Consider the following 25,863-nt stretch of genomic DNA (forward strand, 5'->3'; position numbering starts at 1 on the left):
GCCCCAGGCCACGCCCACAAGGATTTTTCCCATGAGCACCAGTACTGCCGCCGAGCGCGCGCATCCAGACGCCGTGTCCGTGACCCAACCCGGTCGGAATACCCGCCGGCTTGCCATTGCGGCGGCCATTGTGGTGGTGGGCGCCGGGTTGCTGGCGTTCGGCGCGCATTGGTGGACCACCGGGCGCTATGTCGAGGAGACCGACGATGCCTATGTGGGCGGCGACGTCACCGTGATTGGCTCGAAGGTGTCCGGCTATCTCACCGAAGTGGCGGTCACCGACAATCAGGCGGTCCATGCCGGCGACCTGCTCGCGCGCATCGACGATCGCGACTATCGCGCCGTGCTGGCCCGTGCCGAAGGCGCGGTGGCCGCGCAGCAGGCGCTGCTGGCCAACCTCGACGCCACCCAGCGTCTGCAGGAGGCGGTGATCGCGCAGGCGCGGGCGGGCGTGGCCGCCACCGATGCGGAGACCGTGCGCGCGCGCGACGACCAGCGCCGCTATGCGAGCCTGGTGCTCAAGCAGGCGGTGTCGACGCAGAGTTCCGAGAAAGCCGAGGCGGACTTCAGGCAATCGCTCGCCAACGGGCAGAAGGCCCAGGCTGCGCTGACCGCGGCGCAACGGCAGCTCGACGTGATCGGCACGCAGAAGTTGCAGGCGCAGGCGGCGCTCGCGCAGGCGATCGCCGAGCGCGATCTGGCCCGGCTCAACGTTGGCTATACGGAAGTGCGCGCGCCCGTGGACGGCACCGTCGGTAACCGGCGCGCGCGCGTGGGGGCCTACGCGGCCAGCGGCGCGCAACTGATGTCGGTGGTGCCGGCCAACGGCCTGTGGATCGACGCCAATTTCAAGGAAAGCCAGCTTGCCCGCATGCAGCCCGGCATGCGCGTGGCCATCGTCGCGGACGTGCTGCCGGGCCGCGTGTTCCACGGTCGCCTGGGCAGTCTGGCACCCGCCACGGGGGCCCAGTTCAGCGTACTGCCGCCCGAAAACGCCACCGGCAACTTCACCAAGATCGTGCAGCGTGTGCCGGTGCGGGTGTTGCTCGACGATGCCGACGCGCGCCTGGGACTGCTGCGCCCGGGCCTGTCGGTGACCGCCGAGGTCGATACCAAGGTGAAGTCATGAGCGCGGCCACGGCCACCGCCGACGTCGCTACCGCTGCCCCCGCGTCCGCGGTGCCGCCGCCGCTGGCACCGCTGCAGGGCGCGGGGGCCGTCAGCGGACTGTCGACCGGCGCCAAGATTTTTGCCTTTGCCACCATGTGCGTAGGCATGTTCATCGCGCTGCTCGATATCCAGATCGTGTCGGCGTCGCTGCGCGATATCGGCGGCGGCCTGTCCGCCGGCACCGACGAAACGGTGTGGGTCCAGACCGCATACCTGATTGCCGAGATCGTGGTGATCCCGCTCTCCGGCTGGCTCGCGCGCGTGATGTCGACGCGCTGGCTGTTCGCGGCGTCGGCCGCGGGCTTTACCGTCGCCTCGATGTTGTGCGGTCTGGCCTGGAATATCCAGAGCATGATCGCGTTTCGCGCGCTGCAGGGCTTTCTTGGCGGCTCGATGATCCCGATGGTGTTCACCACCGCATTCGTCTTCTTCGCCGGGCCGCAGCGCGTGATCGCCGCTGCCACCGTGGGGGGCCTGTCCTCGCTCGCGCCGACGCTGGGACCGACCATCGGCGGCTGGATCACCGACAATTATTCGTGGCACTGGCTGTTCTTCATCAACCTGCTGCCGGGCATCTTCGTCACCGTGGCGGTGCCGCTGTTCGTCAAGATCGACAAGCCGAATCTCAAGCTGCTGCGGGGCGCCGACTATCTGGGCATGGTCCTGCTCGCGATATTTCTCGGTTGCCTCGAATACACGCTGGAGGAGGGGCCGCGCTGGGACTGGTTCGGCGACGACACCATCCTGGCCACCGCGTGGCTGGCCGGCCTGGCGGGGGTGGCGTTTATCGCGCGTACGCTCACCTATGCCCAGCCCGTGGTCGACCTGCGCGCGCTCAAGGATCGCACCTTCGCCATCGGCTGCCTGTTGTCGTTTGTCACCGGCATCGGCATTTTTGCCACGATCTACCTGACGCCGCTGTTTCTCGGCCGCGTGCGGGGCTTCAGCGCACTGGAGATCGGGCTGGCGATCTTTTCCACCGGGCTGTTCCAGGTGGCGTCGATTCCGTTCTATACCTACCTGGGCAACCGGGTCGACCTGCGCATTCTGCTGGTGGTCGGGCTCGGCCTGTTCGGGCTGTCGATGTGGTTCTTCACGCCGATCACGCACGAGTGGGGCTGGCGCGAGTTGATACTGCCGCAGGCGCTGCGCGGCATGGCGCAGCAGTTCGCCGTCGCCCCGATCGTGACGCTGACGCTTGGCAGCATTCCGCCCGAGCGGCTCAAGCTTGCCTCCGGCCTGTTCAACCTGATGCGCAACCTTGGGGGCGCGATCGGCATCGCGGCCTGCGCGACTGTGATCAACGATCGCACCAACCTCCATTACTTCCGGCTGGCGGAGCATCTGAACAGTACCAACGAAGCGATGGAGACGCTGGTCGATGGCGTGACGCGCCATTTTCTCGCGGCGGGCTACGATGCGGTCGCCGCGCATGCGGCGGCGCTGCGGCAACTGGCGGCGCTGACCTTGCGCGAGGCGTTGACGCAGACCTTCAGCGATGCGTTCTTTGTGATCATGCTGTGCTTTGTGGCGGCACTTGCGGTCGTGCCCTTGATGAAACGTGTGGCGCCGCCGAAAACGCCGTCGGCCGATGCCCATTGACTGGCAGGTATCATCGGGGGAATTATTTTTTCTGGCACGCGCGGCCAACGTCCGCGCGCGGGAGCGCAAATCATGCAACGCAAGACCTTCCGGAACATGCAGTGTCCCATCGCCCGCAGCCTTGAGCGCGTGGGCGAATGGTGGAGCATCCTGATCCTGCGCGACGCGTTCTACGGCACCACCCGCTTCGACGAGTTCCAGCGCAACCTCGATATCGCGCCGAACATGCTGACGCGCCGCCTCAACGCGCTGGTGGAAGAGGGACTGCTGGAGAAGCGGCAGTACTCGCAGCGGCCGCCGCGCTACGAGTATGTGCTGACGCAATGCGGCCGCGATTTCCGCCCGGTGCTGCTGGCCATGCTGGCCTGGGGCAACCGGTATTTCGCGCCGGAAGGTGTCAGCGTGCAGCTGGTGGACCGTGCCACCGGCAAGCCGGTCGACCCGATCCTGGTCGATGCGGCGAGTGGCGAGCAGTTGCAGGCGGGCCGCCATGTGGTGGCGCCGGGTCCGGCCGCGAGCGAGCGGACCCGGGCGCGGCTGGCGTCGGCCGCCTCGCATATGGAGGATGGGGGAAGCCCGCGGATGTGATGCAAACGGCCGTTTCCAGGTTGCTCGAAAGGCATTCCTGACATAGAGTCCAAGGGTTGGATAGTCCGTCCGATCCTGGAAACGACCCGATGTCTCGCCACCTTTCGATCCTGGCCGCGGCGTTCGCGCTGGCTGCCTGCACGACGACACCACCGCCTCCCGCGCAACGGCTGCCGCCTGCGCCGGGCGCGCCCTCGTCTTTGCCACCCTCGTCCTTGCCACCTGCGGGTGCGCCAGGGACAACCATCACCCAGCCCGGCGCCTACGGCGGCATCAGCCGGGCCACCATGGAAGCCGCCGCCAATGCCTGCGAGAAGGTGGTCGCCAATGCGGTCAAGACGCGCTACCCGCAACCCGGCAGCGTCATGCTGATGCCGGACCGCGAGCGCGTGTACCAGCAGTCGACCACACAGACCGGCATCAATGGCGAAGGCACGTTCGAACCCGATTCAAGCGACCAGGCCATGTCGTTCCGCTATACGTGCCTGTACAACACGCGCACCCATCGCGTGGACGACGTGCAAATGCGTTATTGACGTGCGCGCGGTGCACGGTGCCGTGGCAGTCCGTCTGCGCATCTTTCGCTCGGCCAGATAAACAGGCATATTCGGGCGTCGCCATTCATCGGGCCGGATAATCCGCGCTCGCGTTCACCATGGATCGTATCGACACCATGCGGGTCTTCGTCCGCATCGTGGAGCGCCGCAGCTTTACCGCTGCCGCGCAGGACCTCGACCTGCCGCGCTCCTCCGTGACCGACGCGGTCAAGCAGCTGGAGGCCCGCGTGGGCGTCCGGCTGTTGCAGCGGACTACGCGCCATGTCAGCCCGACTCTCGACGGGGAAGCCTATTTCCAGCGCTGCCGGCGGTTGCTGGCCGATTTCGAGGAAGCCGAGTCGAGCTTTGCCGGCGCCCAGCCCAAGGGCGTGTTGCGCGTCGATGTCCATGGACAGCTTGCGCGGCATTTCCTGATGCCGGCGCTGCCGGTCTTCCTGGCCAGATACCCCGAGCTCGAACTGCAGATCAGCGAAGGCGACCGCCTGGTCGACCTGGTGCGCGAGGGCTTCGACTGCGTGCTGCGCGTGGGTGAGCCGCAGGACAGCGACATGGTGGCGCGCCGGGTGGCGCGGCTGGGGCAGGTGACTTGTGCTTCGGCCGCCTACGTGGCGCAGTACGGCTTGCCACGCACGCTGGAGGAACTAGCCGGCCATCGCATGATCGGCTTCCGCTCGAGCCTGACCGGAGGGCTGCTACCGCTCGAATTCGTGCAGGACGGGGTGGTACGCAACGTCGTGCTGCCGGCACAGGTGTCGATGAGCGGTTCAGACAGCTTTGCCACCGCGTGCCGGCTCGGGCTCGGCATCATCCAGGTTCCGCGCTATCGGCTGGCCGAGGATCTGGCCCAGGGCACGCTGGTGGAACTGCTGCCGCAATGGCAGCCGCCGGCGCTGCCGGTGTCGTTGCTGTATCCGCGCAGTCGCCAGCTGTCACCGCGCGTACGCGTGTTTTTGGACTGGGTTACGCGCGAGTTCGCGACAAAAGCCGGCGACACCGCATTGCCTGATATCCCCGAGGCTGGTTGACCGGCGCCCTTCCAGGGAGGCCATCGGCGGCTCGCGGTGGCCACCCAATGGGCCGTTCTGCAAGGCGCGACGTTTTGTCGTATCGTTCGGGTCTGGCAATCGTTGATTCGACAACGGATTTTCCGGCTGTTCCCGATCGCCGGCTCCAGAGCCCCCATCGCCCCTCTCCGGTACCCTATCGTGCAGAAGCCCCAAACCGCGCCCTCCGATCCCGCGCCCTCCGATCCCACGCTGTCCGACCCACCGCACGACCCACCGCCCACCGCACCGCGTGCCACCCTGGCCTCAGCGGCGGGCCACGCCGCTCCCGCTGAAGACCGTCCGATGACCGCGCGCGAAAAGCGCGGCATGGCGGCCATCATGATCGCGGTATCGCTGGCGACGCTGGATACGGCCATCGCCAATACCGCGTTGCCGGCCATTGCGGCGGACCTGCATGCCACGCCCGCGGCATCGGTGTGGATCATCAATGCGTATCAGTTGGCGATGGTGGCCACGCTGCTGCCATTCGCGGCGCTCGGCGGCAAGCTGGGCCATCGGCGTGTCTACATGGCGGGACTGGTGGTGTTCATCCTGTCGTCGGTGGTGTGTGCGATGGCCTGGTCGCTGCCGTCGCTAGCCGCGGCGCGCGCGCTGCAGGGGATCGGCGCGGCCGCCATCATGAGCGTCAATGCGGCGCTGATCGGCGCCATCTTTCCACCGCATCGCATGGGTCGCGGGCTCGGGCTCAATGCGTTGATCGTGGGGGTCTCGTTCGCGGTGGGTCCGACCGTGGCTTCCATCATTCTCTCGTTCGGGCCGTGGCAGTGGCTGTTCGCGGTGAACCTGCCGATCGGCCTGCTGGCGCTGACGATTGCCTGGAACGCATTGCCGCAGACGCCGCGCAGTGGCCATGGCTTCGATCCGGTGGCGGCCGTGCTCAACGTGATCACGTTTGCGTCGCTGATCTTTGCGCTCGGCGAGGGCGTCCAGCGCGCGCCGACCGAGCACGTGGTGATCGCCGCCCTGGTGTTCGTGATTGCGCTGACGCTGCTGCTGCGCCGCGAGCGCGGACATCCAGCCCCGATGCTGCCGGTCGACCTGTTCCGCCGCCGCATGTTTGCGCTGTCGACGGTCACGGCGATCTGCTCGTTCGCGGCGCAGGGGCTGGCGTTCGTCTCGCTGCCGTTTTACTTCGAGCACGTGCTTGGCCGCAATCCGGTCGAGACCGGCTTTCTGATGACGCCGTGGTCTGCCGTGGTGGCCCTGATGGGCCCGATCGCGGGCCGCATGTCCGACCGCTATCCGCCGGGCCTGCTTGGCGGTGTCGGCCTGGCTGTACTGTCGGCTGGCATGGCGTCGCTCGCGCTGATGCCGGCGGACGCGAGCGTGCTCGATATCGGTATCCGCATGTCGATCTGCGGCGCGGGCTTCGGCTTCTTCCAGTCGCCCAATCTCAAGGCGTTGATGTCGAGTGCGCCGCGTGAACGCGCCGGCGGCGCCAGTGGGGTGATCGCCACGGCGCGGTTGCTGGGGCAGGCGACCGGTGCCGGGCTGGTGGCGCTGTCCTTCGGGCTGGCCGGCGAACATGGCCCGACCCTGGCGCTGGGCCTCGGCGCCGCCTTTGCCGGCGCGGCGGCGATCGCGAGCGGACTGCGGCTGATTTCGCCCGACGAGGGTGGCGGCGCCATGCAGACGGCCAGCAAGTAGGGGCGGACCGACGCAGCAAGTGACTGCGGGCAGTGCGCCAAAACGCGCATACCATGTAGAAACTGCACGCACCGGGCGGCCCGTGTGCCGCCCTCATGAGCTGCTCTCTTGCGCCTCGCTTGACCCGCTCCTCGTCTTCCGGTCGTCTTCCGGTCGTCTTCTGGTCGTCCTCTGGCCGTCCCCTGGTCGTCTTCTCCGGGGCCCCGCGTGGCCCTTCGCCCGACCCCCGCTTGTCCTGCTCGTGGCGCCTTGCATACCGGTATGAAACTTGCCGGTAAGGACGTTGTTCATCCACGTACAGGAGGAGCAAGGCCATGAACCGATTCGACGATTACGGCCGGCGGCGCCGCGCCGAGCATCAATACGGCGGTTATGAGGAAGGGTATGGCAACGTACCCGGTGGCGAGCGCGAATGGCGCCGGCGCGACCTCTCCGGCGGGCGCTATGGCAATACCCAGGAGCGTGCGCCGTACGAGGCCGAGGGCCCGACGTGGCGCAATGACCGGCGCGACGATGGCCGTCACGCCACGGTTTACTATCCCGGCCGCCGCGAGAGCGACTATCGGCAGCAGGAATCGCCGCATGCGCCGGGTTACGTCAGTGCCTATAGCAACGGCTATGAAGATGGCTATCACGCCGGGTCGCGCTCGTCGCACGAGATGCCGCGCGGCGCTGGCACATCGTCCTCGGGCGGATATGGCGGCCAGCCCGGAGACCGCTACGGTGGCCGGTTTGGCGACCGGTCTGGCGACCGGTTGGGTGAGCGCCACCATGGGCGCTATGGTGAGGGTTATGGTGAGGGCTATGGTGAGGGCTATGGCGGCCGCCGCAGCCCAGCCTATCACCCGGCGATGGGCACGCAGATCGGTGCCCAGACAGGCGTATCGACCGGCTCACCGACCGGCATCCGCGCCGGCAGCCCGCAGCGGCGCATGGGACCGAAGAATTATGTGCGCAGCGACGAACGGCTGCGCGAAGAGGTTTGCGAGCGCCTCGCGCACTGCGATCACCTCGACGTGAGCGAAGTAACGGTCACGGTGCTGTCCGGCGTGGTCACGCTCGAAGGCACGGTCGAGAACCGTCGCATGAAGTACGAGATCGAGGACGTTGCCGACGACACCTTTGGGGTCAACGACGTCATCAACCGCCTGCATGTACGTCCGTACGGCATCCTGGCTTCCGAGTAAGCGGGGTCGCGTGCCGCGAGCCCTGTTGCGGCGCTCTTGCGCCGCGCTTGCGGCTTCCTGCGACCCGTTTGCGGCCGGCACTTGCGGCAAGCATGGCGCGTCGGCGGTGGCCTGACCACGGCCGCCGCTGCGCCGTTCTTCGCTTACCGCCGGTGCTTCGCTTACCGCCGGTCCTTCGCTGACCGCCTTTAGCCCGCGTCGCGCTCGATATCGACGCGCGCCGGCGGATTCTCCATGCGCTTGTCGGTCTGGTCGGCCCGGTCCACGGGGACGTCGGCGGGCAGGCTCTCGGCCGCGCGCTGGACGTCGCCATAGATCTCCTCTTCCGGGTTGTCCTGCTCCACAGGATCGTGTTCCTCGCGCTCGTGCTCGGCGAGCTCGCGTTCGAGGTCGGTGGCATCGGGGTCGAGGTTGGGATCGAGCGTGCTGGGAATGCTTTCGGGATCGCTCTTGCCAGTCTGGTCGGCTGGCGTGGCATGACGGGTGGTCTTGGTCATGATCGGCTCCTTGGTGACGACAATGGAATGCTAATAAACAGGTCCCGGAAGCGAATGCGGCAAATTGCGTGCCACGCGCGCCCCGCGCTATCACCGCGGCCGCATGTCCCACGGCCGGATGTCGCCATCGTTCACGCCTGCGGGTTTTCACTTATGCGAGGCGAGGCCTATCATCGAAACGGCGGTCCGGACACGCGTTCGACATCGAGACCGGCGATATCGCGCCATCGGCATGGCGGCGGCGTGGCGGGAGCAGGTCATCGGATTGCCGCAGGACAGCCGCCCGGCAGCCGCCTGGGTGGGAGCTGGAACGGCAATTGCTGAGTGCGTGCTGAGTGCGTGCCAATGCCGTGCTCAGCGCGTTACGGCATCGCCGCGCGCGCATGGCGATGGACCAGGGCGATGGTCCAGGGCAGGCCGGCGCGCCGGTATCGGAGCAAACGATGAACCTATCCAGCATCCTGGTCACATTGAGTCTGGCCTCGTCGGTCGCCGTTTCCTCCACGCCGGTGGCAAAACAGCTGCTGTCGATCAGTCCGCGCGATTTCGCTCACCAGTTCAATGCGGTGGCCCATCGGGACGGCTCGGGCCTGACGCTTCCCGATTTCCGCATCAAGCCTGGCTGGCACCGCGCGTCCACCAGCGACGGCGTTTCGGTGCTGGTGCGCGCGGCCGAGGGCGGGCATGCGCTCAGCGAGGTGGTGGTGGTCTGCCGCGCGGTCGAGCATTGCCTCGCCACCATCTCGATGACGGCGCGCGCCCTCGACGAAAGCGCCGATGCGGCGCTGTTGCAACGCTTTATCGCGGCACGGATTGCCGCGCAGCTCGACCAGGTCGCGCTCGTGATGTCGGGCCTGGTGTACCTGGTGGTGGCGCCCACCGACGACGATTATGTGGCGCTGGTGATTCGTCCCTATGCTCCGCACCGGGAACTCACCGCGCCGTTGCAGGCGCGGCTGCGCAATATCGGCGCGCCGGTTCCGTCCCACACGTGAAGGATTTACGTATGAGTGCATTGTCGACGATGGAGCCCGTCCGCCTGATCCTGCTGCTTGTGCTGGTGCCGCTGTGGCTCGCCGCCGGCGTGGGCGACTGGTGGTGTCACCGGCGTGCCCATATCGAGTGCAACGCGGGCCCGCTCGAATCGGCGCTGCATGCCATGATGCTCGCGGAAATTGGCCTGCCGCTGCTGCTGGTGCTGTTTTTCGAAGTCAACGCGGCGCTGTTTGCGGTCATGCTCGCGATTCTGGTGATTCATGCGGTGACGGCATGGGTCGACGTGCAGTATGCGAGCACGCGCCGCGAGATCGCGCCGCTCGAGCAGCATATGCACAGCCTGCTGGAAGTATTGCCGCTGACGGCAATCGCGCTGCTGGCGATGGCGTACTGGGACCCGTTCCTGTCACTGTTTGGCGTGGGGCCCGAGGCAGCGCGCTTCAGGCTGGAGGTCAAGCGCGAACCGCTGCCGGGTATCGCGCAGGTGGCGGTGCTGGCGGGGGCGGCGGTGTTCGGCGTGTTGCCGTATGGCGAAGAGCTGGTGCGCTGCCTGCGTACGCGCCGTCGCACGGGTCAGACCCGGACCGGCGATGCGCGGGTTCGCACGGGTACCTAGCGGGCACATGAGATCAGGGGAGCGAACCGCCAGGGCGCATGCAATACCAGGGCGGCGCATCGAGGAGCGCAGGAACGGAGAAACGGAAACGCGCGCGGTCCGGTAGGGACCGGTGGGTCAGCGGAACATCGACTCGTTCAGTTGTCCAACCGCTCAGTGTGCGCTCATGCCGCGTTGCATGCCGGCGCGTGGCTGACGCACGGGCATGGACTCGGCCACCCGGGCTTCGAGCATGCGCTGCAATTCGGTCGCGCCGCGATAGTAGTGCGCCAGCAGCAGCCGCAGCTCCGGATCGGCCAACGGCTCGCGCAGGATCGCACCCAGCGCTGCCGCGGCGCGCGCGGCCTGCTGGGCGGCGTGGCGCAGCAAGGCCAGCTCGCTGGCGTCCGCGGGAGGCGTCAGGCCCGGATCGCGGCGCCGGTGTTCGGCGGACGAGGGCATCGAAGCTGGCGCGGTGCTCGCGCTGGCCTTGCCGCCAGCATGTTCGGCGCCCCGGCATGCGCGGCTCCCGAGTTCGCCGGCAGCGCAGCGCTGCATATTGGCGCGATGCGCAAGGACCGCGCGCACTTGCGGATCGGCCGCGGCGGCGGCGGCGGCGGACAACGATTCCGCGCACGCCTGGGCGTGACGGCTAAGTCTGGCCAGCGAGGTGGTCAGTGCTTCCATGGAAGTCTCCGTGTTCCCGTACTTCTACTGTAGGTGACGCAACGGCCAAAACAGGCGAAAAGATGAGGTGCGCATGCGATTTCTTATTTATCGCAGATTGGTGCCAAGACGTTCCTGAATGTCCTCGTTGGTGAAATGCACGAAATCCTTGTCGAGTTCGAACTGGATCGCCTCGCTCACGGGCTTGGCAAAGGCCTTGCGCAACAGCCCCAAAAAGCGCGGCGGCGCCACCACCATCAGGCTATCGAAGCGCCCGTGCTGCTGCGCCTGGGCGATGACCTCGGCCACATGGCGCGCAAACACCTCGGCATGCTGGTGCAACGGATCTTCGCCGGCCGATGCGGTCACGCTGGCCGGGGCGTGGCCCGAAGTGCCACCGGCCGCGCGCCGGCCGTAAGCATCGCGGCGCATTTCGGCGTTATCGGCGTGGGCGTCGGGATCGGTAATTTCTTCCACCGGTTCAAGTCGGCGGGACTTTCCATACACGAGAATGCGGGCGATGGCCTCGTCCGCGACGAGGATCCAGGTGGTCTTCATGGTCACTCCATCGAGTGCCGGACATCCGGCAGCAGGCAGACACGAGCAATTCGTGTGCCGAATGCCGGACCGCACCCAAAAAAAATCGCCCGCATGGAGCGGGCGACGGGCGCTGGGCCGGGGGGCCGACGCACGCATGCGTGCGTCGGCGACCTGGTTGACCTCGTGCACCTCGGGCGACTTCAGTGCCCTCAGCGATTCTTGGGGGCCGGATCCGGCGAATCGCCCTTGGGGCCCGACGGCGCATCGGCGGTCGGCAGCGCCGGCGCATTCTGCTCGCGCGGCTTCTTGGCGCGCGAGCCGCTCTTCTTGTGCGTCTTGTCCTGCTGCATGGTCGAGTCGTGGCTCATGGTGCCCGAGTTCATGCTGCTGCCGGCGCCCATGGTGCCGGAAGTCTGGCCGCGATTGGCGTTGGGGCCTTCGATCGGCGGATTGCTCGGGTTGGGCGCGGTCGGGGTGACCGGCGCTTGCTGGGCAATGGCCGGCAGGCACAACAGTGCGCTCAGGGCGATGGCGGTAGAGGCTAGCTTGCGTTTCATGATGGCAGTCTCCAAGTGAGTCGGCAAATTTTCGAAGTGGCAGTGATTCCACGATATGTGCTCCCCGTTCAGGTCTCATGAGGGCGATGCCTGAATCGCCTGTAGGACGCCGACTACGTGTCTCCGTGGCGGCGCTCCTGGGGGTCCGCGTGCCTGCGTGCGTGCCTGCGGCCACCCGGCGCGGTGTCCATGCAGGATTTATACGGCCCATGTAAAAAAGCGGGCCGGTGGCTGCCCGTGAGACGCCACGCTTCCGCGCCTGTCCGGGGGTATGGAACTTGCGTCCTCCGACGCTTGCACGACGTACTTGCGCATTCGCATGCCGGGTCCGGCGCGGCGCATCGGGCCAGCGGCAACCACAGGCAACCGGAGACTCACATGAACCAGAACGGCAGCAGGGGCGGTTACGGCAGCGACCGCGACGACGACCGCTATTCGGACCATCAGGGCGCGGACCATCAGGGCGCAGACGACCAGCGAGGCTCACGTCGCGAAGGCTGGCAGCAGCAGGGGGGCAACCACTGGCAACGCCAGCAGCAGGCCGACAGCAGCGGCTGGCTCGCACACCGGCAGCCTGGCAGCGGCAACGACTGGCAGGGCGCGGCGGCCCAGCAGCAGGGTGGCGGCAGCGACTGGCAAGGCAGCCAGCAGGGCGGCATCGGCGGTGCCAGCACCAGCGGTGGCGCCATGAGCGGTGGCATGAGCGGCAGCGGCATGCAAGGCATCGGCAACGACAGCGGCAGCGCATCAACCAGCCGCTACGAGGACGAGTTGTCGCGCCACGGCAGCGAGATGGCGCAGCCCTATGGCACCGACCCCGGCTACGGGGGCGATCGCGTGCAGATGGAACGTCAGCGCTACGGCGGCAACCGCGCCGGCGAAGCCAGCAGCGAGAGCCGGTATGAGAGCCGGTATGGCGAGCGTTTCGCGCAGGGATACGGCGCGGAACGCGGCGGCGCTCAGGGCGGATCCGGCCAGGGCTATGGGGAAGGCCGCTACGGGCAGTATGACGAAGGCCGGGGCGGACGCAATCGTGGCGACTGGCGCGCCAGCGAGTCCCGCTACGGCAGCGGGCAGGGCCAGGGACGCCAGGGCGCGGAACGCGAGCGGTGGGGCGACTGGCATCAGGGTGGCGGACAGGGAGGCTACCAGCGCGGCGAGCGGAGCGGCTATCAGGGGCGCTATCTGGGGCGCTATCAGGACGATCAGCGCGGCTATCCGGGCGGCCATCCGGGCGGCTATCCGGGCGGCTATCCGGGTAGCGATCAGGGCGGCAACCGCGGTGGGTACCAGGGCCGACCGGAGGGCGGCTATGGCGGCTATGAGGGCTATGAGCGCTATGAGCGCAGTGGGCAGGAAGGCTATCGCGGCGGGTATGAAGGGGGACGTGACGACCGCTATGGCAGCGGGCGCGGCTCCAGCTACGGCCAGTCGCGCCAGGGCTATGGACACGCCAATCGTGGCAGCGAGTGGAGCAGCCAGCAAGGCAGCCTGCGCGACGAATGGGGCCAGGGCCGTTGGGACGAAGGCGGGCGCGACAGCATGTGGGACCAGCCCGGCAGCCGCCAGGGTGGCTGGGAACGCCGTGTCGGCCAGGGCAACCGGGCCGGGCGTGCTGAAGCCTGGCAGGAGCGCGCGCGTGACGAGGCGCCGTGGCATACGACGGGCGAGTCCGGCATGTCGCGCGGTGATATGCACAATCCCGATATGCGGACGCATTACACCGGCAGCTACGGCGTGTTCGACTACGAGCGCGACATGCGCGGCGACGCCCGTGGGGGTTGGGGCGGTGGCATGGGTGGCGGCCGCGATGACGACCGCGCCTACGAGCAGTTCACCGGCGCCAACGAGCGCAGCGGCCTGAACCGCGGCTACGGTGGCGCGGGCGGCTCGGCCGCGGCACGCGCCCAGCGCGTGGCGCCGAAGGGCTATCAACGCTCCGACGAGCGCATTCGCGAGGACCTGTGCGAACGTCTGACGCACAGCGGACGCCTCAACGTGCGCGATGTCGAGGTCAGCGTGGCAAGCGGTGTGGTCACGCTGAGCGGCACCGTGCAGGACCGCCAGCAAAAATTCCGCATCGAGGATATTGCCGAGGATGTGTTCGGCGTCAAGGACGTGCAGAACCAGTTGCGCGTGCAACGGGAATCTGCGCGCCAGTCCTCGAACGAAGCGTCGGGTGAATCCTTGCAACAGCGTGTCAGCGGCCTCAGCAGTTCGGGTAGTGCCACCGGTACCACGGCCAGCAGCTACGGCGCCGGCATGGAGGCTGGCAAGAGCGGTGACAAGCCAGCTGCCGGCACCGATCCGCACCAGGGCACCACCACGCCGACGCGCTCGGCGACCTGAGGCGGGTGATCATCGGCGCGCGACATCGCAGTCACTCAAGCTGGCGCCACAAGCGAGCGACACCCGGCGCCTGGATGAGCGGGCGGGGCCGGTATCACACCGGCCCCGCCGAACCCTGGATTCCCGACCCTCACGGATTCTCCGACACCACCATGCCTACCGCATCCCTTCCCGCTACCCGCATCCTGTCCGATCCCTCGCTGCAGGACCTGCTCTGCGAGCGCCTGTGGCGTAGCGGCATGGACGTCAGCGAAGTCTCGCTTGCCGTGCGCGAAGCGCATGTCACGCTCGACGGTGCGGTCGGCTCGCGCGCCGCCCGGCGCGCGATCGCGGACTCCATCGAGCGGGTGCCGGGGGTACAAGGCGTGGAGAACCGCATTCGCGTGGCGCCGGACCGCACCGGTATGCGCTGAAGGCGGCGCGCATGGCGCGCCGACAATAACCGCAACACGTTTGCCAAGGAGGAAGCATGCCATTTGCATATGCCGGAACCCGCCGTCGGCGGAATCGTGACCGTCGTCGCGCGCATGACGAACTACAGAAGAATGCCGCGGGTCAACCCGCGGACGGCAAGGCGTATGCCGAGCGCCGTGACGATGGGGCGGCGGCCGGCAACGGTCAGGGCGAACCAGGACGTGGCGATGCACGCGAGCCGGATGCACCCGCCGGCGACAAGGAGGCGTCCTGACGAACGTCGGGACCAGGGTCGGGACCAGGGGCGGGACCAGGGAAAGGCCTTGACGAAAAAAAGCCCATGTCCGGGAGGACATGGGCCAACATGAAGTTTGTCATACCGCCGGCGCCATCAAGGCAATGCGCGCGCAGCCGTTCGCGCGATCTTCGTACGGTGGTGGTGCGGCCTCGCTGCGGTCGGTTGCCCGGCAACGGTCACGCCGGCGCCAGCGCCGACGTTCGTGCTTGTCCGTCACCGTCGTCTTCGGCCTCGACCGTCAACGCCACTTCGAGCCGTTGCGCGGCGGCTGTGCCGACGCGAATGGCTTCGTCCCGCGATTTATGGCGGCTAATGGCACGTGGCACGCCGTCCACGCGGAGATCCCAATAGCCGTCATTGAACACGATCTGAAAATTCCTCGCCATGAAATCTACTCCTGGGGCATCGGGTCCATACAGGATTTTTAGGCAACCGGACGGGCCGGTGGAATCGGAATTTGTCTGACACGGCCGTCAGCGCGCGGCGCGTTGGCGGCCGTTCGCCGGTCATACTGGTCAGTCACATTGGTCGCTCACTTTGGTCGCTCACTTTGGTCGCTCACATTGGTCGGCCATGTTCCTGGTCATGCTGGTCGATCCTGTGCGCGGCCTGGCGACGCGCCGCTCACTATGGCGCGCTGGTGTTAGCCCTCTGGTGACTAGCCCTGGTACGGCTGCCCGTTCGACGCCATCAAGCCGCCATCGACCGGCAGGTTCACCCCGGTCACAAAGCGGGCATCGTCGCTGGCAAGAAAGGCGATGACCGCGGCGATGTCTTCCGGTTCGGCGGTACGACCGAGCGCAATGCGCTGGCGGAAGGCGTCTACCAATGCGTCGTCCTCGAACATCCCGGCGGTCAGGTCGGTGCGCGTCAGCGACGGGCATACCGCGTTGATGCGCACGCCGTCGCGCCCATAGTCGAGCGCGAGCGCGCGCGTGAGATTGCTCACGCCGCCCTTGGCCGCGTTGTAGAAGCTCAGCTTCCAGTCGCCGCCGAGGCCCGACACCGACGAGGTGTTGACGATGCAGCCGCGGGTCTTGATCAGCTCGGGCAGGGCCGCGCGGCAGCCGTGAAAGACGCCGTCGAGGTCAATCGACATGACCTCGCGCCAGTCCTCGACGCTCGCCTCGGTGGCACGGCCCTCGGGTGCCACGCCCGCATTGTTCACCATGACGTCGAGCCGGCCGAAGCGATTGACGGCCGCTGCCACGAGCGCTTCCACCTGCGCGAGCTTCGAGACGTCGGTCACCTGCACCAGGCGCCGTGCAGCCGGCAGGTCCGCTGCCACGCGGTCGAGCTTGTCGCGCGTACGGCCGGCCAGTACCACGCAGGCACCTTCCTGCGCAAAGCGCCGTGCCGTGCCGGCGCCGATACCCGAGCCGGCACCGGTCACGATCACCACCTTGTTCACGAATCTCATCATCGGCGCCGGGTCGGCGGTGCTGGTGCTGGTGTTGGTGCTGGCAGTGGTGCTGGCGGTGCCGCTGTCCGGGCTGCCGTCGGTGCCGCGGTCGGTAGGTTGCCCCATGGCGTGCTCCTTGTCGTCGATATCGAACCTTCCGGCCGCGCAAGTTTCCTGCCAGCGGTGTGGCACGGCTTTCGCGTGACGCGCACAGGCTGCAGACCATCCACGCCGCGGCCAGCGCCGCGCGTGGCGGCGCGTGCCCCGTACGAAACGGGCGCGACGGGCGCGTATTCCGTGGCGACGCGCATCCCATGCGTACGCCGGCGCGCGCCGATTTACCGGGCGCTGCAGATTTTGCTCACCCCGCACGACAGATCCAAGGACATTGCGATGGCTACCACCGTTTCCGATTTCATTCTCGAACGGCTCCGCGCCTGGGGCGTCGAGCGCATCTACGGCTATCCCGGCGACGGCATCAACGGCATGCTCGGTGCGCTCGACCGCGCCAGCGAGCAGGGACCGCGCCTGATCCAGGTGCGGCACGAGGAAAGCGCCGCCATGATGGCCTGTGCCCATGCCAAGTTCACCGGCACGCTTGGCGTCTGCCTGGCCACCTCGGGCCCGGGGGCCATCCACCTGCTCAATGGCCTCTACGACGCCAAGGCCGACCATCAGCCGGTGCTGTGCATCGTCGGCCAGCAGCGGCGTGCCGCGCTCGGCGGCGACTACCAGCAGGAAGTCGACCTTGCCGCGCTGTTCAAGGACGTCGCGCACGAGTACGTGCAGATGGCGGTCACGCCCGGACAGGTACGGCATCTGATCGACCGCGCGGCACGCATCGCGCTGGCGCGGCGCAGCGTCACCTGTGTCATCCTGCCCAACGATATCCAGGAGATGGAAGCCGTGCCCGTGCCGCCCGCCGAGCATGGCACCGTGCATAGCGGCGTCGGCTATGTGCCGCCGCGCATCGTGCCCGACCCACGCACGCTGCAGCGCGCCGCCGACGTGCTCAATGCCGGCAAGAAGGTGGCGATGCTGGTTGGAGCGGGCGCGCTGGGGGCCACCGACGAGGTAATGGCGGTGGCCGAGCGGCTTGGCGCCGGCGTGGCCAAGGCGCTGCTCGGCAAGGCGGTGCTGCCCGACGACCTGCCTTATGTGACCGGTGCGATCGGGCTGCTCGGCACGCGTCCAAGCTGGCAGATGATGAGCGAATGCGACACGCTGCTGATGGTGGGATCCTCGTTTCCGTATTCGGAGTTCCTGCCGCAGGAAGGGCAGGCGCGCGGCGTGCAGATCGATATCGACGGCCGCAACCTGAGCCTGCGCTATCCGATGGAGGTACCGATGGTCGGCGATGCGCGCGAGACGCTGGCCGCGCTCCTGCCGTTGCTGCACCCGCGCGAGGACCGCGCGTGGCGGCAGTCGATCGAGGACAACGTCGAGCGCTGGTGGCGCGTGCTGGAGAAGCGCGCGCTCGACGACGCGGTTCCGATCAATCCGCAGCGCGCGTTCTGGGAGCTGTCGTCGCGCCTGCCCGAAGGCGCCATCCTGTGCGCGGACTCCGGTACCGCGGCCAACTGGTATGCGCGCGATATCCGCATGCGGCGCGGCATGATGGGCAGCCTCTCGGGCGGGCTCGCCACCATGGCGCCGGCGGTGCCGTACGCGATCGCCGCCAAGTTCTGTCACCCGCAGCGTGTGGCGATTGCGCTGGAGGGCGACGGCGCGATGCAGATGAACGGCATCAACGAGCTGATCACGATTGCCGCGCACTGGCGCGAATGGACCGATCCGCGGCTGATCGTGATGGTGCTCAACAATGGCGACCTGAGCCAGGTCACCTGGGAAGAGCGCGCGCTCGGCGGCGATCCGCGCTTTCCGGTATCGCAGAATGTGCCGCCGTTCGACTATGCGGCGTATGCCACCATGCTCGGCCTGGAAGGCATCCGCGTGGACCGGCCCGACATGCTCGGACCGATGTGGGAGCACGCGTTGCAGGCAGGGCGGCCGGTCGTCCTCGATGTATTGACCGATCGCAACGTACCGCCTGTGCCGCCGCATGTGCCGGCCGCGTCGGTCCGCAACTACCTCAAGGCATTGGTGTCCGGCGATGCCGACAGCGCCGCGGTGTTGCGCGCCACCGCCAGGGAAATGTGGGCCGAGGTGTTTCCGGCCTCGCGGCCGCTAGGCTAGCGCTGGCGCTGGCGGCTGGCGGCTGGCGGCTGGCAGCGCGGCGGGTCGGCGGGTCGGCGGGTCGGCGGTGGCGGGCGCGGATGCGGATGCGGATGCGGATGCGGATGCGGATGCGTGCGTGAGCCCGGGCGGGGCGCTGTCGATGCACTGTCGAGGCGCCCCCGGAGCGCTCGCGACGCCCGGATGATTGCTCGTTTGCACGGCCAGGCGGGGCCCGTGCGGCGCCGGTGGCACGAGGATTTGATAAGGTAGTCATCCCGTGCCCCGTGCTGGCACATCGTCGCGCCGAATTTGCCGCTGATCATGCCGCTTTACAACGATCCCCATTTTTACCGCCTGCTGGCCTCAAGCTATGCCCGTCTGCTCGGCAAAGCGCTGGCCCCCGAACATTTGAGCGAGGCGGAAGCCGCCACGTGGCTCTACGAGGACGCGCCCTACGCCATCCTTGCCCATAACACCGCGGCCGATCCCGTCTTTATCTATGGCAACAAGGCCGCCCAGCGCCGTTTCGAGTACGACTGGGACGAAATCACACGGCTGCCGTCGCGGCTGTCGGCCGAGGCGCCCAACCGCGAGGAGCGCCAGCGTTTTCTGGAGCGCGTCAGGACCTTCGGCTTCGAGAGCGGCTACCAGGGCGTGCGGATTACCCGGTCGGGACGCCGTTTCATGATCGAGGAAGCGACCTTGTGGCAGCTTGAGGACGAGCACGGCACCGTGCACGGGCAGGCGGTGATCATCCCGCGCACGGCCGAGATCGACTAGGCGCAGGGGCCGCGGCCCGCTCGTTGGCGCCTCGCTTGCCGGCTTGCCTGCTTGTATTCCCACGCGTTTGCCAGTACATGCCCCTGCGCGTCTGAGGGGCTTTCGCGCCAGCCCCCTCCCAAGCCTTGCCTGTTCAGCTTTGGGCGCTGTTCACAAAGTATGAACACGCCCAAAAGTTGAACAGAACGCCAGTTTCCGCCATGATTTGCCGCATCGACAGTGTCTGTGTGTGCGGGGATCGACAAACCAGCCAATGCAATAACGGCAATGCCACAACGGCAATGCGGGGGCGAGGCGGCCATGGAGCAGAAGACGGGCGATATCGACTGGGTGGAAGCCGCGCTCGCGGCGCTTCATCGCATGACCGGCATCCACGCGCGCGTGCGGGTAGGGCGCGCGCGGCGCGGCGGGGATCCAGCTTCCCCGGTGGCGGCAATCAGCCTGCGCCGGGGCACCATATCGCACCGGCTGGCAGCCGAATGCCGTCGCACCGCGCGCACCGGGGCCGACCTTTCGGTCGTGCGCGCCCAACTCGGCTCGCGCGATCCAGGCCTGCTGATCACCACTTACCTGACCCCGTCGCTGGCACTGCAATGCCGTGAGATGGGCCTGCAGTTTATCGATACAGCCGGCAACGCCTATCTCGATGTGGCCGGCATGTTCGTGTTCGTGTGCGGGCAGACGCCGCCGGATAGTCTGGTGCGCCCGCCGGTCCGTACGACGGGCAACCCCAGCTCGCAGCGGATGGTCTTTGCCCTGCTGTGCAAGCCCGCATTGCTACAGGCCACCTATCGCGAGATCGCGCGCGTCAGCGGCATTGCACTGGGTTCGGTCGGCGCGGTCTTCAACGGGCTGGCCTCGCGCGGCTGGCTGCTGGAGACCCATGCGGAAGAACGCCGGCGGCTCACCGCGCCGGAGCGCCTGCTAGACGAGTGGGTGGCCAACTTCCCGACCATCCTGCGCCCGCGCCTGCAGCCGCGCCGCTATGCCGCCTCGGCGCCGGACTGGTGGCAGGCCCTGACGCCGGCCGACCTGGCCGCGCTCGATGGATACTGGGGCGGAGAGGTGGCGGCGTGGTGGTGGCAAGACCATGCGCGACCCGCGCGGCCGGCAACGCAGATGTCCTCGCAGCCTTCGCAAATGCTCTTGCAGCCTTCGCAGCCGCCCTCGCAGCCATCACAGACGCCCTCACAGCCATCGCAGACGCCATCACAGACGCTCTATGTGGTGCCGTCGCGTATGGCGCAAACCATCCAGGTTCTGACGCAGCGTCATCGGCTTAAGCCAAATGCGAACGGCCCGATCGAAATTCTCGAGTCGTTCTGGGATGCCTCGATCGACGACCCCGCGCGGCCCGGCCTGGTGCCACCGCTGCTAATCTACGCGGACCTGATGGCCACGCTGCAGACCAGCAGCCTCGAGACTGCGGCCGAACTGCGCCGGGGCGCGCTCAAGGATGGACTCGATCAGTTTTGAATCGGCGCCGAGCCGGGCCGGCGGATAGTGCCCACGGAGGCGCCCACGGAGGCGCCCACGGAGGCGCCCACGGAGCCGAGACGGTGGGCTGAGGACGCTGACGCCGCCGCGCTTGCCAACCGGCCGTGCCGGTGCATGGGGCCCTGCGAATGCATGGCCGGCACTGCCCGCGCCAGCATGGCGTGGCGCGGCGCCGGTGCATCCACCGGCTGCCAGCGCACACCGGCGCGCCGCCGCGGTACCGCCTGCTTGCGGAACAGGCGCTCGTCCCACAGCACCGCCTCGGGCTCGCTAACGACAATGCGGGCGGCATCCGGATGCGCTGGATTGACCAGCACATTCCATTCGACGCGCGCGATCACCGACGGCACCATCAGCACCGCGGTGCGGGCTTCGGCTAACCACTTGTCGCCAAAGGCACGCGAGACCACCGGCTCGTCCAGCGTGTCCCAGCCTGGCGGCAGGACCGCGAGACTTGCGAGTTCCACGGCGATGTCGTCAGGAACGGTGGCCACCACACAGACCTGATGGCGCGGCAGCTTGCCGATACGCGCATGCACCAGCACTTCCAGCATGGCGCCGGCATAGCTGCGCGCGCCGTAAATGACCGGCCGGCCTGGACTGTTGAAGCGGCCACCGATCAGCATCGCACCGGTCCCGTCCCAGACGGGATGGCGGATGTCCGCGATTCGGAAAATCTGCATCAGCTCGGAATTCCATAGAACAGTTTCCAGAGGAGCTCTTCCACGCGACGGGCGCCGAGTTCGGTCAACGAAACTTCGAGCGGCGTGCGTCCCTCGAGCAACGGATGCGCCGTATTGAGAAATTCGCGGGCGTCGTTTTCATCGTCCCATACGAAATTGGCGCTGGCGAAGACGCGGGCTAACCGCTCGGTGCGTTCCGATTCGTCGGGCGTAAGGCGATCGCGGCGACGCTTGTAGGTGGCTTCGGGAACAATGCGGAACATCAGCGAGCGGCGCTCCTCGGGGGTGCGCGCAACGTGCTGCACGCTCTCGCGCAGGGCCGATTTGGGCAGGCCTTCACGGACCGCGGCATCGAGTTCGGCAAGCGATTGCGGCACCGGGATGAGCGCCATCACGGCGCTGATGTATTGCGGAGGAACGACCATGGTCAAGCCTCGTTGGCATCAAGTGATGCCTGATCGTACGTCAACTGATGCGTTCTGTCATACCTTTTTTGTGCCTTCTTGACCACGATCAATTCGCTCCCCACAGCATCACGCCATCCGGCATGTCCTGCTGGCTCAGGGTGTCGCGCAACAGGTCCAGCAGCCGCTGCGCGCTGGGCGAAAGCGAGCGCAATGGCCGCGTGATCACGCACAGTTCGCGCGACAGTTGCGGCGCGTGCAGCTCGCGGAATACCAGGCTGGCGAACTCGTTGCGCTGGTAGGCCAGCGCCGGCAGCACCGAGTAGTAGTTGCCGCGCGCCAGCATCGCAAACAGGTACGTGGTGCTTTCCACCTCGTCGTGCTCGCCGCCCAGGACCGGCCAGTGCGCGGCGTGATTACGCAGGAAATGGCCGATGCCGGTGTCGGCCGAGAAACCGATATACCGGTGTGCGCCCGCGGACCCGGGGGGCGCGTCGGTAAGGTCGGCCCAGGTGATCGGGCGCTTCAATCCCGCCAGCGGCGAGTCGCGATGACACACCACGCCGTAGCAGTCGCGCACCAGGGGCGTGTAGTCGAGGGCCGCGTGGCCGCGGTACCGGCTATCGATGGCGAAGTCGACTTCGCCTTCCAGCACCAGGCGTTCGGTCTCCTGCGCCGCGGGGTTGCGCAGTGACAGCGTGATGCCCGGATACGCCTCGCGAAAGCGCGGCAGCGCCGGCACCAGGAACTGGCTGATCACCGACGACGCGGCGCCGATGCGGATATGGCCGCGCTCGCCCTGGGCCAGCGCCACCAGGTCCGACACCGCGCTGTCGAAGCCGTTGATCACGCGCTCGGCCTCGGCCATGAAGCGCGCGGCGTGGTCGGTCAGCATCACGCGGCGCGTGGTGCGATCGAACATCCGCAGTCCCACCGACTCCTCCATCTGCTGGATGGTCGCGGTCAAGGCGGACTGCGTCATGCACAAGCGGTTGGCCGCCGTGGTGAACGAGCCGGTCTCGGCCACGGCGAGAAAGCAGCGCAACTGCTTGAGGGTGACGTTGTGGCGGGCGAGCGTGGGGCGCATGGGCAGGGTGGCGGGACGGGACAGGCCGCGACCGATTTATCGTAATTTCGTAATAGTCGGCGGAAAAAATTCGTTTGTCCAGACAAATGGCCGTCCCTAGACTGTGTTCACCGCGCCGGTCTGCCATCGCCGGGGCGCACGCCAAAACCCCTTCACCTCTTGCCCAGGACCCTCATGAAGACGCTGACCGGTATTGCCGCTGTGCTCGTTGCCTCCCTGCCGCTGATTGCCCATGCCGGCCCGGAGGACACCTATCCCGAGAAGGCCGTCCGCATCGTCGTGCCGTTCGCGGCCGGCGGCTCGACCGACGTCGTGGCGCGCATCCTGGCCGAGAAGCTGCAGGCCCAGTTCAAGCAACCCTTCGTGGTGGACAACCGCGCCGGCGCCAGCGGCAATATCGGTGCCGAACTGGTGGCCAAGTCGCCCGCCGACGGCTACACGCTGCTGATGGGCGCCACCGGCATCCTGTCGATCAACGACCATCTGTACGGCAAGCTCAACTACAACGCGCAGAAGGACTTCGTGCCGGTGGCCTACGCCACCGAGAACGCCAACATCCTCGTGGTGGCGCCGGGCCTGCCGGTCACCGACCTGGCATCGCTGGTCTCGCTGGCCAAGGCCAAGCCGGGTACGCTGAGCTTTGCCTCGTCGGGGCCCGGCAGTTCCACCCACCTCTCGGGCGAACTGTTCAAGGCAATGGCCGGCGTGAACCTGCTTCACGTGCCGTACAAGGGCAGCTCGGCCGCGCTGACCGACCTGCTGGGCGGCAATGTCTCGATGCTGTTCGACAACGCGCCGTCGTCGATCGGCTTTGTCCAGCAAGGCAAGCTGCGCGCGCTCGCCGTGACCAGCCGCAAGCGCATTCCGGGCCTGCCCAATGTGCCGACGCTCGATGAAGCGGGCATCAAGGGCTACGAGTCGCTGTCGTGGAGCGGTGTCGTGGCGCCGGCCGCGACGCCGCGCCCGATCGTGATGAAGCTCAATCGCGCCATCGACCAGATTCTCAAGTCCGAGGACGTCAAGGCGCGCCTGGTGCAGCTCGGCGTGGAGCCCGTGGGCGGCACGCCCGAAGACTTCGCGCGCCAGATCCAGAGCGAGCACGACAAGTGGGGCAAGGTCATCCAGACCGCCAATATCAAGCTGAACTGAATCCGCTCCACCGTTTCCGCACTCCCGATCCTTCGCAACCGATCCTTCGCAACCGATCTCCGCATGTCCAACGAGCTGCAGGCCGGCGCCAGGCGTGGCCAGACCCTTGCCGAGAAGCTGCTGTCGCGTGCCGCCGGCATGACGCTGTACGCGGGCGACCTCGCGATCTGCGAGCCCGACGCCGCGATGGGCACCGACGGCTCCATCCCGATGGCCCTCGACTATTTCCATGCCATGCAGGAGAACGCGGCGGAGGACCGGCTGCCCGCGCCGGCGCGACCCGAGCGGCTGGTGTTTGCGCTCGACCACTACGGCGCGGTGTCGGGCGCCCGCGCGCAGGCGCTGCAGGCGCGGGCGCGCGACTATGCGGTGGCACATGGCATCGGCGTGTTCGAGGTGGGCGAGGGCATTGGCCACCAGCTGATGCTGGAGCGCGGCCGCGTGCTGCCCGGTCAACTGGCGGTCGGCGCGGATTCGCATGCGGTGTCGTACGGCGCGCTCAACGCCTTCGGCACCGGCATCGGCTCGTCGGACTTTGCCGGCATCCTGCAATGCGGGCAGATCTGGCTCAAGGTGCCGGGCTCGATCCGCGTGGTACTGACCGGCGCGCTGCCGCCGCATGCCTCGGCCAAGGACCTTGCGCTGACCATGGCGCGCACGCTCGGCGCCGGCGGCGCCAATTATCTTGCACTCGAATTCGCCGGGCCCGGCGTGGCCGCGCTCGATATGGACGACCGCATCGTGCTGGCCAACATGTCAGTGGAGATGGGTGCCAAGGCCGGCCTGTTTCCGTACGACAGCTGTACCGGCGCGTGGCTCGCGGCGCGCAGCGACGCCCCGTTCGCGCCGGCGGCCGCCGATGCCGACGCGGTCTATGCGCGCACCCTGCGCTTCGACCTCGGTGCCATCGTGCCGCAGGTGGCATTGCCGCATCGCGTCGATAACGTGGTGGATCTCGATGCCGCCGGCGCGACGCGCATCGACATGGTCTACCTCGGGACCTGTACCGGCGGACGCACCAAGGACTATCGCGAAGCGCTCGACGTACTGCGCGCGGGCGGCGGTGTGGCGCCCGGCGTGCGGCTGGTGGTCACGCCGGCCTCGGCCGAGGTCCAGGCCGAGATGGAGAGGTCCGGCATGCTTGCCGAGTTCTACGCGCTGGGCGCGGAGCTGCAACCGCCTGGCTGCGGCTCGTGCTGCGGGACCTGCGGCACGGTGCCGGCCGACGGCGAGCGCGTGCTCTCCACCGCCAACCGCAATTTCAAGGGCCGCATGGGCAACCGGCAGGCCCAGATCTTCCTGGCCTCGCCACGCGCATGCGCCGCGGCGGCCGTGACCGGCCAGCTGACCGATCCACGCGAGCACACACGATAACCATGGCTTCCACCCCCGCCGGATCTCATGTCACGCCGGCCGTCGGCCTGACCGTCATTCCCGGCCGTGCGCGCCGCCTCGGCGACGATATCAACACCGACTACATCATCTCGTCGAGCCGCAAGAAAGACAGCGTCGACCCCGACGTGCTGCGCCAGTACCTGCTCGAAGATCTCGATCCCGGTTTTGCCGCCACCGTGCGTGAGGGCGACATCCTGGTCGCGGGCCACAACTTCGGCTGCGGCTCGGCGATGGAGGTGGCGGTCACCGTGGTGCTCGCCGCCGGTATCCGCGTGGTGGTGGCCCCCAGCTTTGCGCGCACATACTGGCGCAATGCGGTCAACAACGGCCTGCTGCTGATCACCGCCGACACCGGCGATATCCGCGAGGGCGAGATCGTGGCGCTGCACCTGATGGGCTCGCATGCCGAGCTGCGCGTGGGCCCCGACGGCGCCCGCGTGGTCCCGTGCGAGCCGGTGCCCGACATCGTGCTGACCATCCGTGAGGCGGGCGGGCTGGTGCCGTACCTGCGCCGCCACCGTACATTCGTTTCGCCCACCGGGCAACCCACCCCCTGAA

25 protein-coding genes and 1 pseudogene are annotated in these 25,863 nt (G+C 67.7%); 17 read left to right on the plus strand and 9 right to left on the minus strand.

Annotated elements, in window-relative coordinates; genetic code table 11:
• The first annotated feature begins 31 nt into the window (after positions 1–31).
• From DFLDMN_RS22990 to DFLDMN_RS23020, 7 genes are all read left to right on the plus strand, one after another.
• Entirely contained in the window at positions 32–1,129 is a 1,098-nt protein-coding gene (locus DFLDMN_RS22990; protein ID WP_423200181.1) for an HlyD family secretion protein, read from the plus strand.
• The gene (locus DFLDMN_RS22995; RefSeq protein WP_423200182.1) at positions 1,126–2,772 is read left to right on the plus strand and encodes a DHA2 family efflux MFS transporter permease subunit; all 1,647 of its coding nucleotides are present in this window, start codon (positions 1,126–1,128) and stop codon (positions 2,770–2,772) included. Before DFLDMN_RS22990 ends, DFLDMN_RS22995 begins: the two co-directional genes overlap by 4 nt.
• Before the next feature lie 72 nt (positions 2,773–2,844).
• A complete protein-coding gene (locus tag DFLDMN_RS23000; protein ID WP_423200183.1) occupies positions 2,845–3,360 on the plus strand; it encodes a winged helix-turn-helix transcriptional regulator in 516 nt (171 codons plus the stop codon).
• 89 nt (positions 3,361–3,449) lie between these two features.
• Positions 3,450–3,896 (plus strand): short-chain fatty acid transporter, encoded by a 447-nt coding sequence (locus DFLDMN_RS23005; protein WP_423200184.1) that lies wholly within the window; start codon positions 3,450–3,452, stop codon positions 3,894–3,896.
• Between the two features lie 119 nt (positions 3,897–4,015).
• Positions 4,016–4,942 (plus strand): LysR substrate-binding domain-containing protein, encoded by a 927-nt coding sequence (locus DFLDMN_RS23010; RefSeq protein WP_423200185.1) that lies wholly within the window; start codon positions 4,016–4,018, stop codon positions 4,940–4,942.
• A 324-nt stretch (positions 4,943–5,266) separates the two neighbouring features.
• On the plus strand, positions 5,267–6,631 hold the full coding sequence (locus tag DFLDMN_RS23015; RefSeq protein ID WP_423200546.1) for an MFS transporter: 1,365 nt from the start codon (positions 5,267–5,269) through the stop codon (positions 6,629–6,631).
• Positions 6,632–6,945: 314 nt separating this feature from the next.
• Positions 6,946–7,818, plus strand: coding sequence for a BON domain-containing protein (locus DFLDMN_RS23020; RefSeq protein ID WP_423200186.1), 873 nt, complete (start codon positions 6,946–6,948; stop codon positions 7,816–7,818).
• 188 nt (positions 7,819–8,006) lie between these two features.
• On the opposite strand, the gene DFLDMN_RS23025 is transcribed toward DFLDMN_RS23020, so the two are convergent.
• A complete protein-coding gene (locus tag DFLDMN_RS23025; RefSeq protein ID WP_423200187.1) occupies positions 8,007–8,315 on the minus strand; it encodes a hypothetical protein in 309 nt (102 codons plus the stop codon).
• Positions 8,316–8,758: 443 nt separating this feature from the next.
• Between DFLDMN_RS23025 and DFLDMN_RS23030 the strand changes: the two genes are divergently transcribed.
• Together DFLDMN_RS23030 and DFLDMN_RS23035 are read left to right on the plus strand one after the other, a co-directional pair.
• Positions 8,759–9,310, plus strand: a complete 552-nt coding sequence (locus DFLDMN_RS23030) for a malto-oligosyltrehalose synthase (protein ID WP_423200188.1) — start codon at positions 8,759–8,761, stop codon at positions 9,308–9,310.
• 11 nt (positions 9,311–9,321) lie between these two features.
• Entirely contained in the window at positions 9,322–9,927 is a 606-nt protein-coding gene (locus DFLDMN_RS23035) for a diguanylate cyclase (RefSeq protein ID WP_423200189.1), read from the plus strand.
• Positions 9,928–10,080: 153 nt separating this feature from the next.
• Here the strand turns inward: DFLDMN_RS23035 and DFLDMN_RS23040 are convergent, their stop codons facing one another.
• The 3 genes from DFLDMN_RS23040 to DFLDMN_RS23050 form a co-directional block, all read right to left on the minus strand.
• Positions 10,081–10,593 (minus strand): hypothetical protein, encoded by a 513-nt coding sequence (locus DFLDMN_RS23040; RefSeq protein ID WP_423200190.1) that lies wholly within the window; start codon positions 10,591–10,593, stop codon positions 10,081–10,083.
• 87 nt (positions 10,594–10,680) lie between these two features.
• Complete coding sequence (locus tag DFLDMN_RS23045; RefSeq protein ID WP_423200191.1) at positions 10,681–11,130, minus strand: host attachment protein; 450 nt, start codon at positions 11,128–11,130, stop codon at positions 10,681–10,683.
• Between the two features lie 191 nt (positions 11,131–11,321).
• Positions 11,322–11,669, minus strand: coding sequence for a hypothetical protein (locus DFLDMN_RS23050; protein WP_423200192.1), 348 nt, complete (start codon positions 11,667–11,669; stop codon positions 11,322–11,324).
• Between the two features lie 378 nt (positions 11,670–12,047).
• Here DFLDMN_RS23050 and DFLDMN_RS23055 point away from each other — a divergent pair, with 378 nt between their 5' ends.
• Positions 12,048–14,018, plus strand: a complete 1,971-nt coding sequence (locus tag DFLDMN_RS23055) for a BON domain-containing protein (RefSeq protein ID WP_423200193.1) — start codon at positions 12,048–12,050, stop codon at positions 14,016–14,018.
• Between the two features lie 152 nt (positions 14,019–14,170).
• On the plus strand, positions 14,171–14,431 hold the full coding sequence (locus tag DFLDMN_RS23060; protein WP_423200194.1) for a BON domain-containing protein: 261 nt from the start codon (positions 14,171–14,173) through the stop codon (positions 14,429–14,431).
• 475 nt (positions 14,432–14,906) lie between these two features.
• Here DFLDMN_RS23060 and DFLDMN_RS23065 read toward each other — a convergent pair whose 3' ends face one another.
• Together DFLDMN_RS23065 and DFLDMN_RS23070 are read right to left on the minus strand one after the other, a co-directional pair.
• On the minus strand, positions 14,907–15,116 hold the full coding sequence (locus tag DFLDMN_RS23065; protein WP_423200195.1) for a DUF2188 domain-containing protein: 210 nt from the start codon (positions 15,114–15,116) through the stop codon (positions 14,907–14,909).
• A gap of 272 nt (positions 15,117–15,388) precedes the next feature.
• Positions 15,389–16,153 (minus strand): SDR family NAD(P)-dependent oxidoreductase, encoded by a 765-nt coding sequence (locus DFLDMN_RS23070; protein ID WP_423200547.1) that lies wholly within the window; start codon positions 16,151–16,153, stop codon positions 15,389–15,391.
• A 372-nt stretch (positions 16,154–16,525) separates the two neighbouring features.
• Here DFLDMN_RS23070 and DFLDMN_RS23075 point away from each other — a divergent pair, with 372 nt between their 5' ends.
• From DFLDMN_RS23075 to DFLDMN_RS23085, 3 genes are all read left to right on the plus strand, one after another.
• A complete protein-coding gene (locus tag DFLDMN_RS23075; protein WP_423200196.1) occupies positions 16,526–18,328 on the plus strand; it encodes a pyruvate oxidase in 1,803 nt (600 codons plus the stop codon).
• Positions 18,329–18,631: 303 nt separating this feature from the next.
• Complete coding sequence (locus tag DFLDMN_RS23080) at positions 18,632–19,090, plus strand: MEKHLA domain-containing protein (RefSeq protein WP_423200197.1); 459 nt, start codon at positions 18,632–18,634, stop codon at positions 19,088–19,090.
• A gap of 300 nt (positions 19,091–19,390) precedes the next feature.
• Positions 19,391–20,566 (plus strand): type IV toxin-antitoxin system AbiEi family antitoxin, encoded by a 1,176-nt coding sequence (locus tag DFLDMN_RS23085; protein WP_423200198.1) that lies wholly within the window; start codon positions 19,391–19,393, stop codon positions 20,564–20,566.
• Positions 20,567–20,820: 254 nt separating this feature from the next.
• On the opposite strand, the pseudogene DFLDMN_RS23090 reads toward DFLDMN_RS23085, so the two are convergent.
• The 3 genes and pseudogenes from DFLDMN_RS23090 to DFLDMN_RS23100 all read right to left on the minus strand — a co-directional run.
• Positions 20,821–21,270 (minus strand): annotated as a pseudogene (locus tag DFLDMN_RS23090) (RES family NAD+ phosphorylase); the annotation flags it as partial.
• Positions 21,270–21,695 (minus strand): antitoxin Xre/MbcA/ParS toxin-binding domain-containing protein, encoded by a 426-nt coding sequence (locus DFLDMN_RS23095; protein WP_423200548.1) that lies wholly within the window; start codon positions 21,693–21,695, stop codon positions 21,270–21,272. The gene DFLDMN_RS23095 and the pseudogene DFLDMN_RS23090, both read right to left, overlap by 1 nt.
• A gap of 88 nt (positions 21,696–21,783) precedes the next feature.
• Positions 21,784–22,761: a LysR family transcriptional regulator gene (locus DFLDMN_RS23100; protein ID WP_423200199.1), complete on the minus strand. Its 978-nt coding sequence runs from the start codon at positions 22,759–22,761 to the stop codon at positions 21,784–21,786.
• A gap of 174 nt (positions 22,762–22,935) precedes the next feature.
• On the opposite strand from DFLDMN_RS23100, the gene DFLDMN_RS23105 reads away from it, so the two are divergent.
• The 3 genes from DFLDMN_RS23105 (at position 22,936) to DFLDMN_RS23115 (ending at position 25,862) form a co-directional block, all read left to right on the plus strand.
• Positions 22,936–23,910: a Bug family tripartite tricarboxylate transporter substrate binding protein gene (locus tag DFLDMN_RS23105; protein WP_423200200.1), complete on the plus strand. Its 975-nt coding sequence runs from the start codon at positions 22,936–22,938 to the stop codon at positions 23,908–23,910.
• Between the two features lie 63 nt (positions 23,911–23,973).
• The gene (locus tag DFLDMN_RS23110) at positions 23,974–25,284 is read left to right on the plus strand and encodes an aconitase/3-isopropylmalate dehydratase large subunit family protein (RefSeq protein WP_423200201.1); all 1,311 of its coding nucleotides are present in this window, start codon (positions 23,974–23,976) and stop codon (positions 25,282–25,284) included.
• Positions 25,285–25,286: 2 nt separating this feature from the next.
• Positions 25,287–25,862 carry an alpha-IPM isomerase gene (locus tag DFLDMN_RS23115; protein ID WP_423200202.1) on the plus strand — a complete coding sequence of 192 codons (576 nt, stop codon included), beginning with the start codon at positions 25,287–25,289 and terminating at the stop codon, positions 25,860–25,862.
• Position 25,863 lies beyond the last annotated feature (1 nt).

The organism is Cupriavidus sp. H19C3, from assembly GCF_049393815.1.
GTDB lineage: Bacteria > Pseudomonadota > Gammaproteobacteria > Burkholderiales > Burkholderiaceae > Cupriavidus.

Excerpts from the sequence above, each read along its gene's own strand:
- DFLDMN_RS22990 (WP_423200181.1), top strand. The coding sequence starts at position 32 with ATGAGCACCAGTACTGCCGCCGAGCGCGCGCATCCAGACGCCGTGTCC.
- DFLDMN_RS22995 (WP_423200182.1), top strand. The coding sequence starts at position 1,126 with ATGAGCGCGGCCACGGCCACCGCCGACGTCGCTACCGCTGCCCCCGCG.
- DFLDMN_RS23000 (WP_423200183.1), top strand. The coding sequence starts at position 2,845 with ATGCAACGCAAGACCTTCCGGAACATGCAGTGTCCCATCGCCCGCAGC.
- DFLDMN_RS23005 (WP_423200184.1), top strand. The coding sequence starts at position 3,450 with ATGTCTCGCCACCTTTCGATCCTGGCCGCGGCGTTCGCGCTGGCTGCC.
- DFLDMN_RS23010 (WP_423200185.1), top strand. The coding sequence starts at position 4,016 with ATGGATCGTATCGACACCATGCGGGTCTTCGTCCGCATCGTGGAGCGC.
- DFLDMN_RS23015 (WP_423200546.1), top strand. The coding sequence starts at position 5,267 with ATGACCGCGCGCGAAAAGCGCGGCATGGCGGCCATCATGATCGCGGTA.
- DFLDMN_RS23020 (WP_423200186.1), top strand. The coding sequence starts at position 6,946 with ATGAACCGATTCGACGATTACGGCCGGCGGCGCCGCGCCGAGCATCAA.
- DFLDMN_RS23025 (WP_423200187.1), bottom strand. The coding sequence starts at position 8,315 with ATGACCAAGACCACCCGTCATGCCACGCCAGCCGACCAGACTGGCAAG.
- DFLDMN_RS23030 (WP_423200188.1), top strand. The coding sequence starts at position 8,759 with ATGAACCTATCCAGCATCCTGGTCACATTGAGTCTGGCCTCGTCGGTC.
- DFLDMN_RS23035 (WP_423200189.1), top strand. The coding sequence starts at position 9,322 with ATGAGTGCATTGTCGACGATGGAGCCCGTCCGCCTGATCCTGCTGCTT.
- DFLDMN_RS23040 (WP_423200190.1), bottom strand. The coding sequence starts at position 10,593 with ATGGAAGCACTGACCACCTCGCTGGCCAGACTTAGCCGTCACGCCCAG.
- DFLDMN_RS23045 (WP_423200191.1), bottom strand. The coding sequence starts at position 11,130 with ATGAAGACCACCTGGATCCTCGTCGCGGACGAGGCCATCGCCCGCATT.
- DFLDMN_RS23050 (WP_423200192.1), bottom strand. The coding sequence starts at position 11,669 with ATGAAACGCAAGCTAGCCTCTACCGCCATCGCCCTGAGCGCACTGTTG.
- DFLDMN_RS23055 (WP_423200193.1), top strand. The coding sequence starts at position 12,048 with ATGAACCAGAACGGCAGCAGGGGCGGTTACGGCAGCGACCGCGACGAC.
- DFLDMN_RS23060 (WP_423200194.1), top strand. The coding sequence starts at position 14,171 with ATGCCTACCGCATCCCTTCCCGCTACCCGCATCCTGTCCGATCCCTCG.
- DFLDMN_RS23065 (WP_423200195.1), bottom strand. The coding sequence starts at position 15,116 with ATGGCGAGGAATTTTCAGATCGTGTTCAATGACGGCTATTGGGATCTC.
- DFLDMN_RS23070 (WP_423200547.1), bottom strand. The coding sequence starts at position 16,153 with ATGATGAGATTCGTGAACAAGGTGGTGATCGTGACCGGTGCCGGCTCG.
- DFLDMN_RS23075 (WP_423200196.1), top strand. The coding sequence starts at position 16,526 with ATGGCTACCACCGTTTCCGATTTCATTCTCGAACGGCTCCGCGCCTGG.
- DFLDMN_RS23080 (WP_423200197.1), top strand. The coding sequence starts at position 18,632 with ATGCCGCTTTACAACGATCCCCATTTTTACCGCCTGCTGGCCTCAAGC.
- DFLDMN_RS23085 (WP_423200198.1), top strand. The coding sequence starts at position 19,391 with ATGGAGCAGAAGACGGGCGATATCGACTGGGTGGAAGCCGCGCTCGCG.
- DFLDMN_RS23095 (WP_423200548.1), bottom strand. The coding sequence starts at position 21,695 with ATGGTCGTTCCTCCGCAATACATCAGCGCCGTGATGGCGCTCATCCCG.
- DFLDMN_RS23100 (WP_423200199.1), bottom strand. The coding sequence starts at position 22,761 with ATGCGCCCCACGCTCGCCCGCCACAACGTCACCCTCAAGCAGTTGCGC.
- DFLDMN_RS23105 (WP_423200200.1), top strand. The coding sequence starts at position 22,936 with ATGAAGACGCTGACCGGTATTGCCGCTGTGCTCGTTGCCTCCCTGCCG.
- DFLDMN_RS23110 (WP_423200201.1), top strand. The coding sequence starts at position 23,974 with ATGTCCAACGAGCTGCAGGCCGGCGCCAGGCGTGGCCAGACCCTTGCC.
- DFLDMN_RS23115 (WP_423200202.1), top strand. The coding sequence starts at position 25,287 with ATGGCTTCCACCCCCGCCGGATCTCATGTCACGCCGGCCGTCGGCCTG.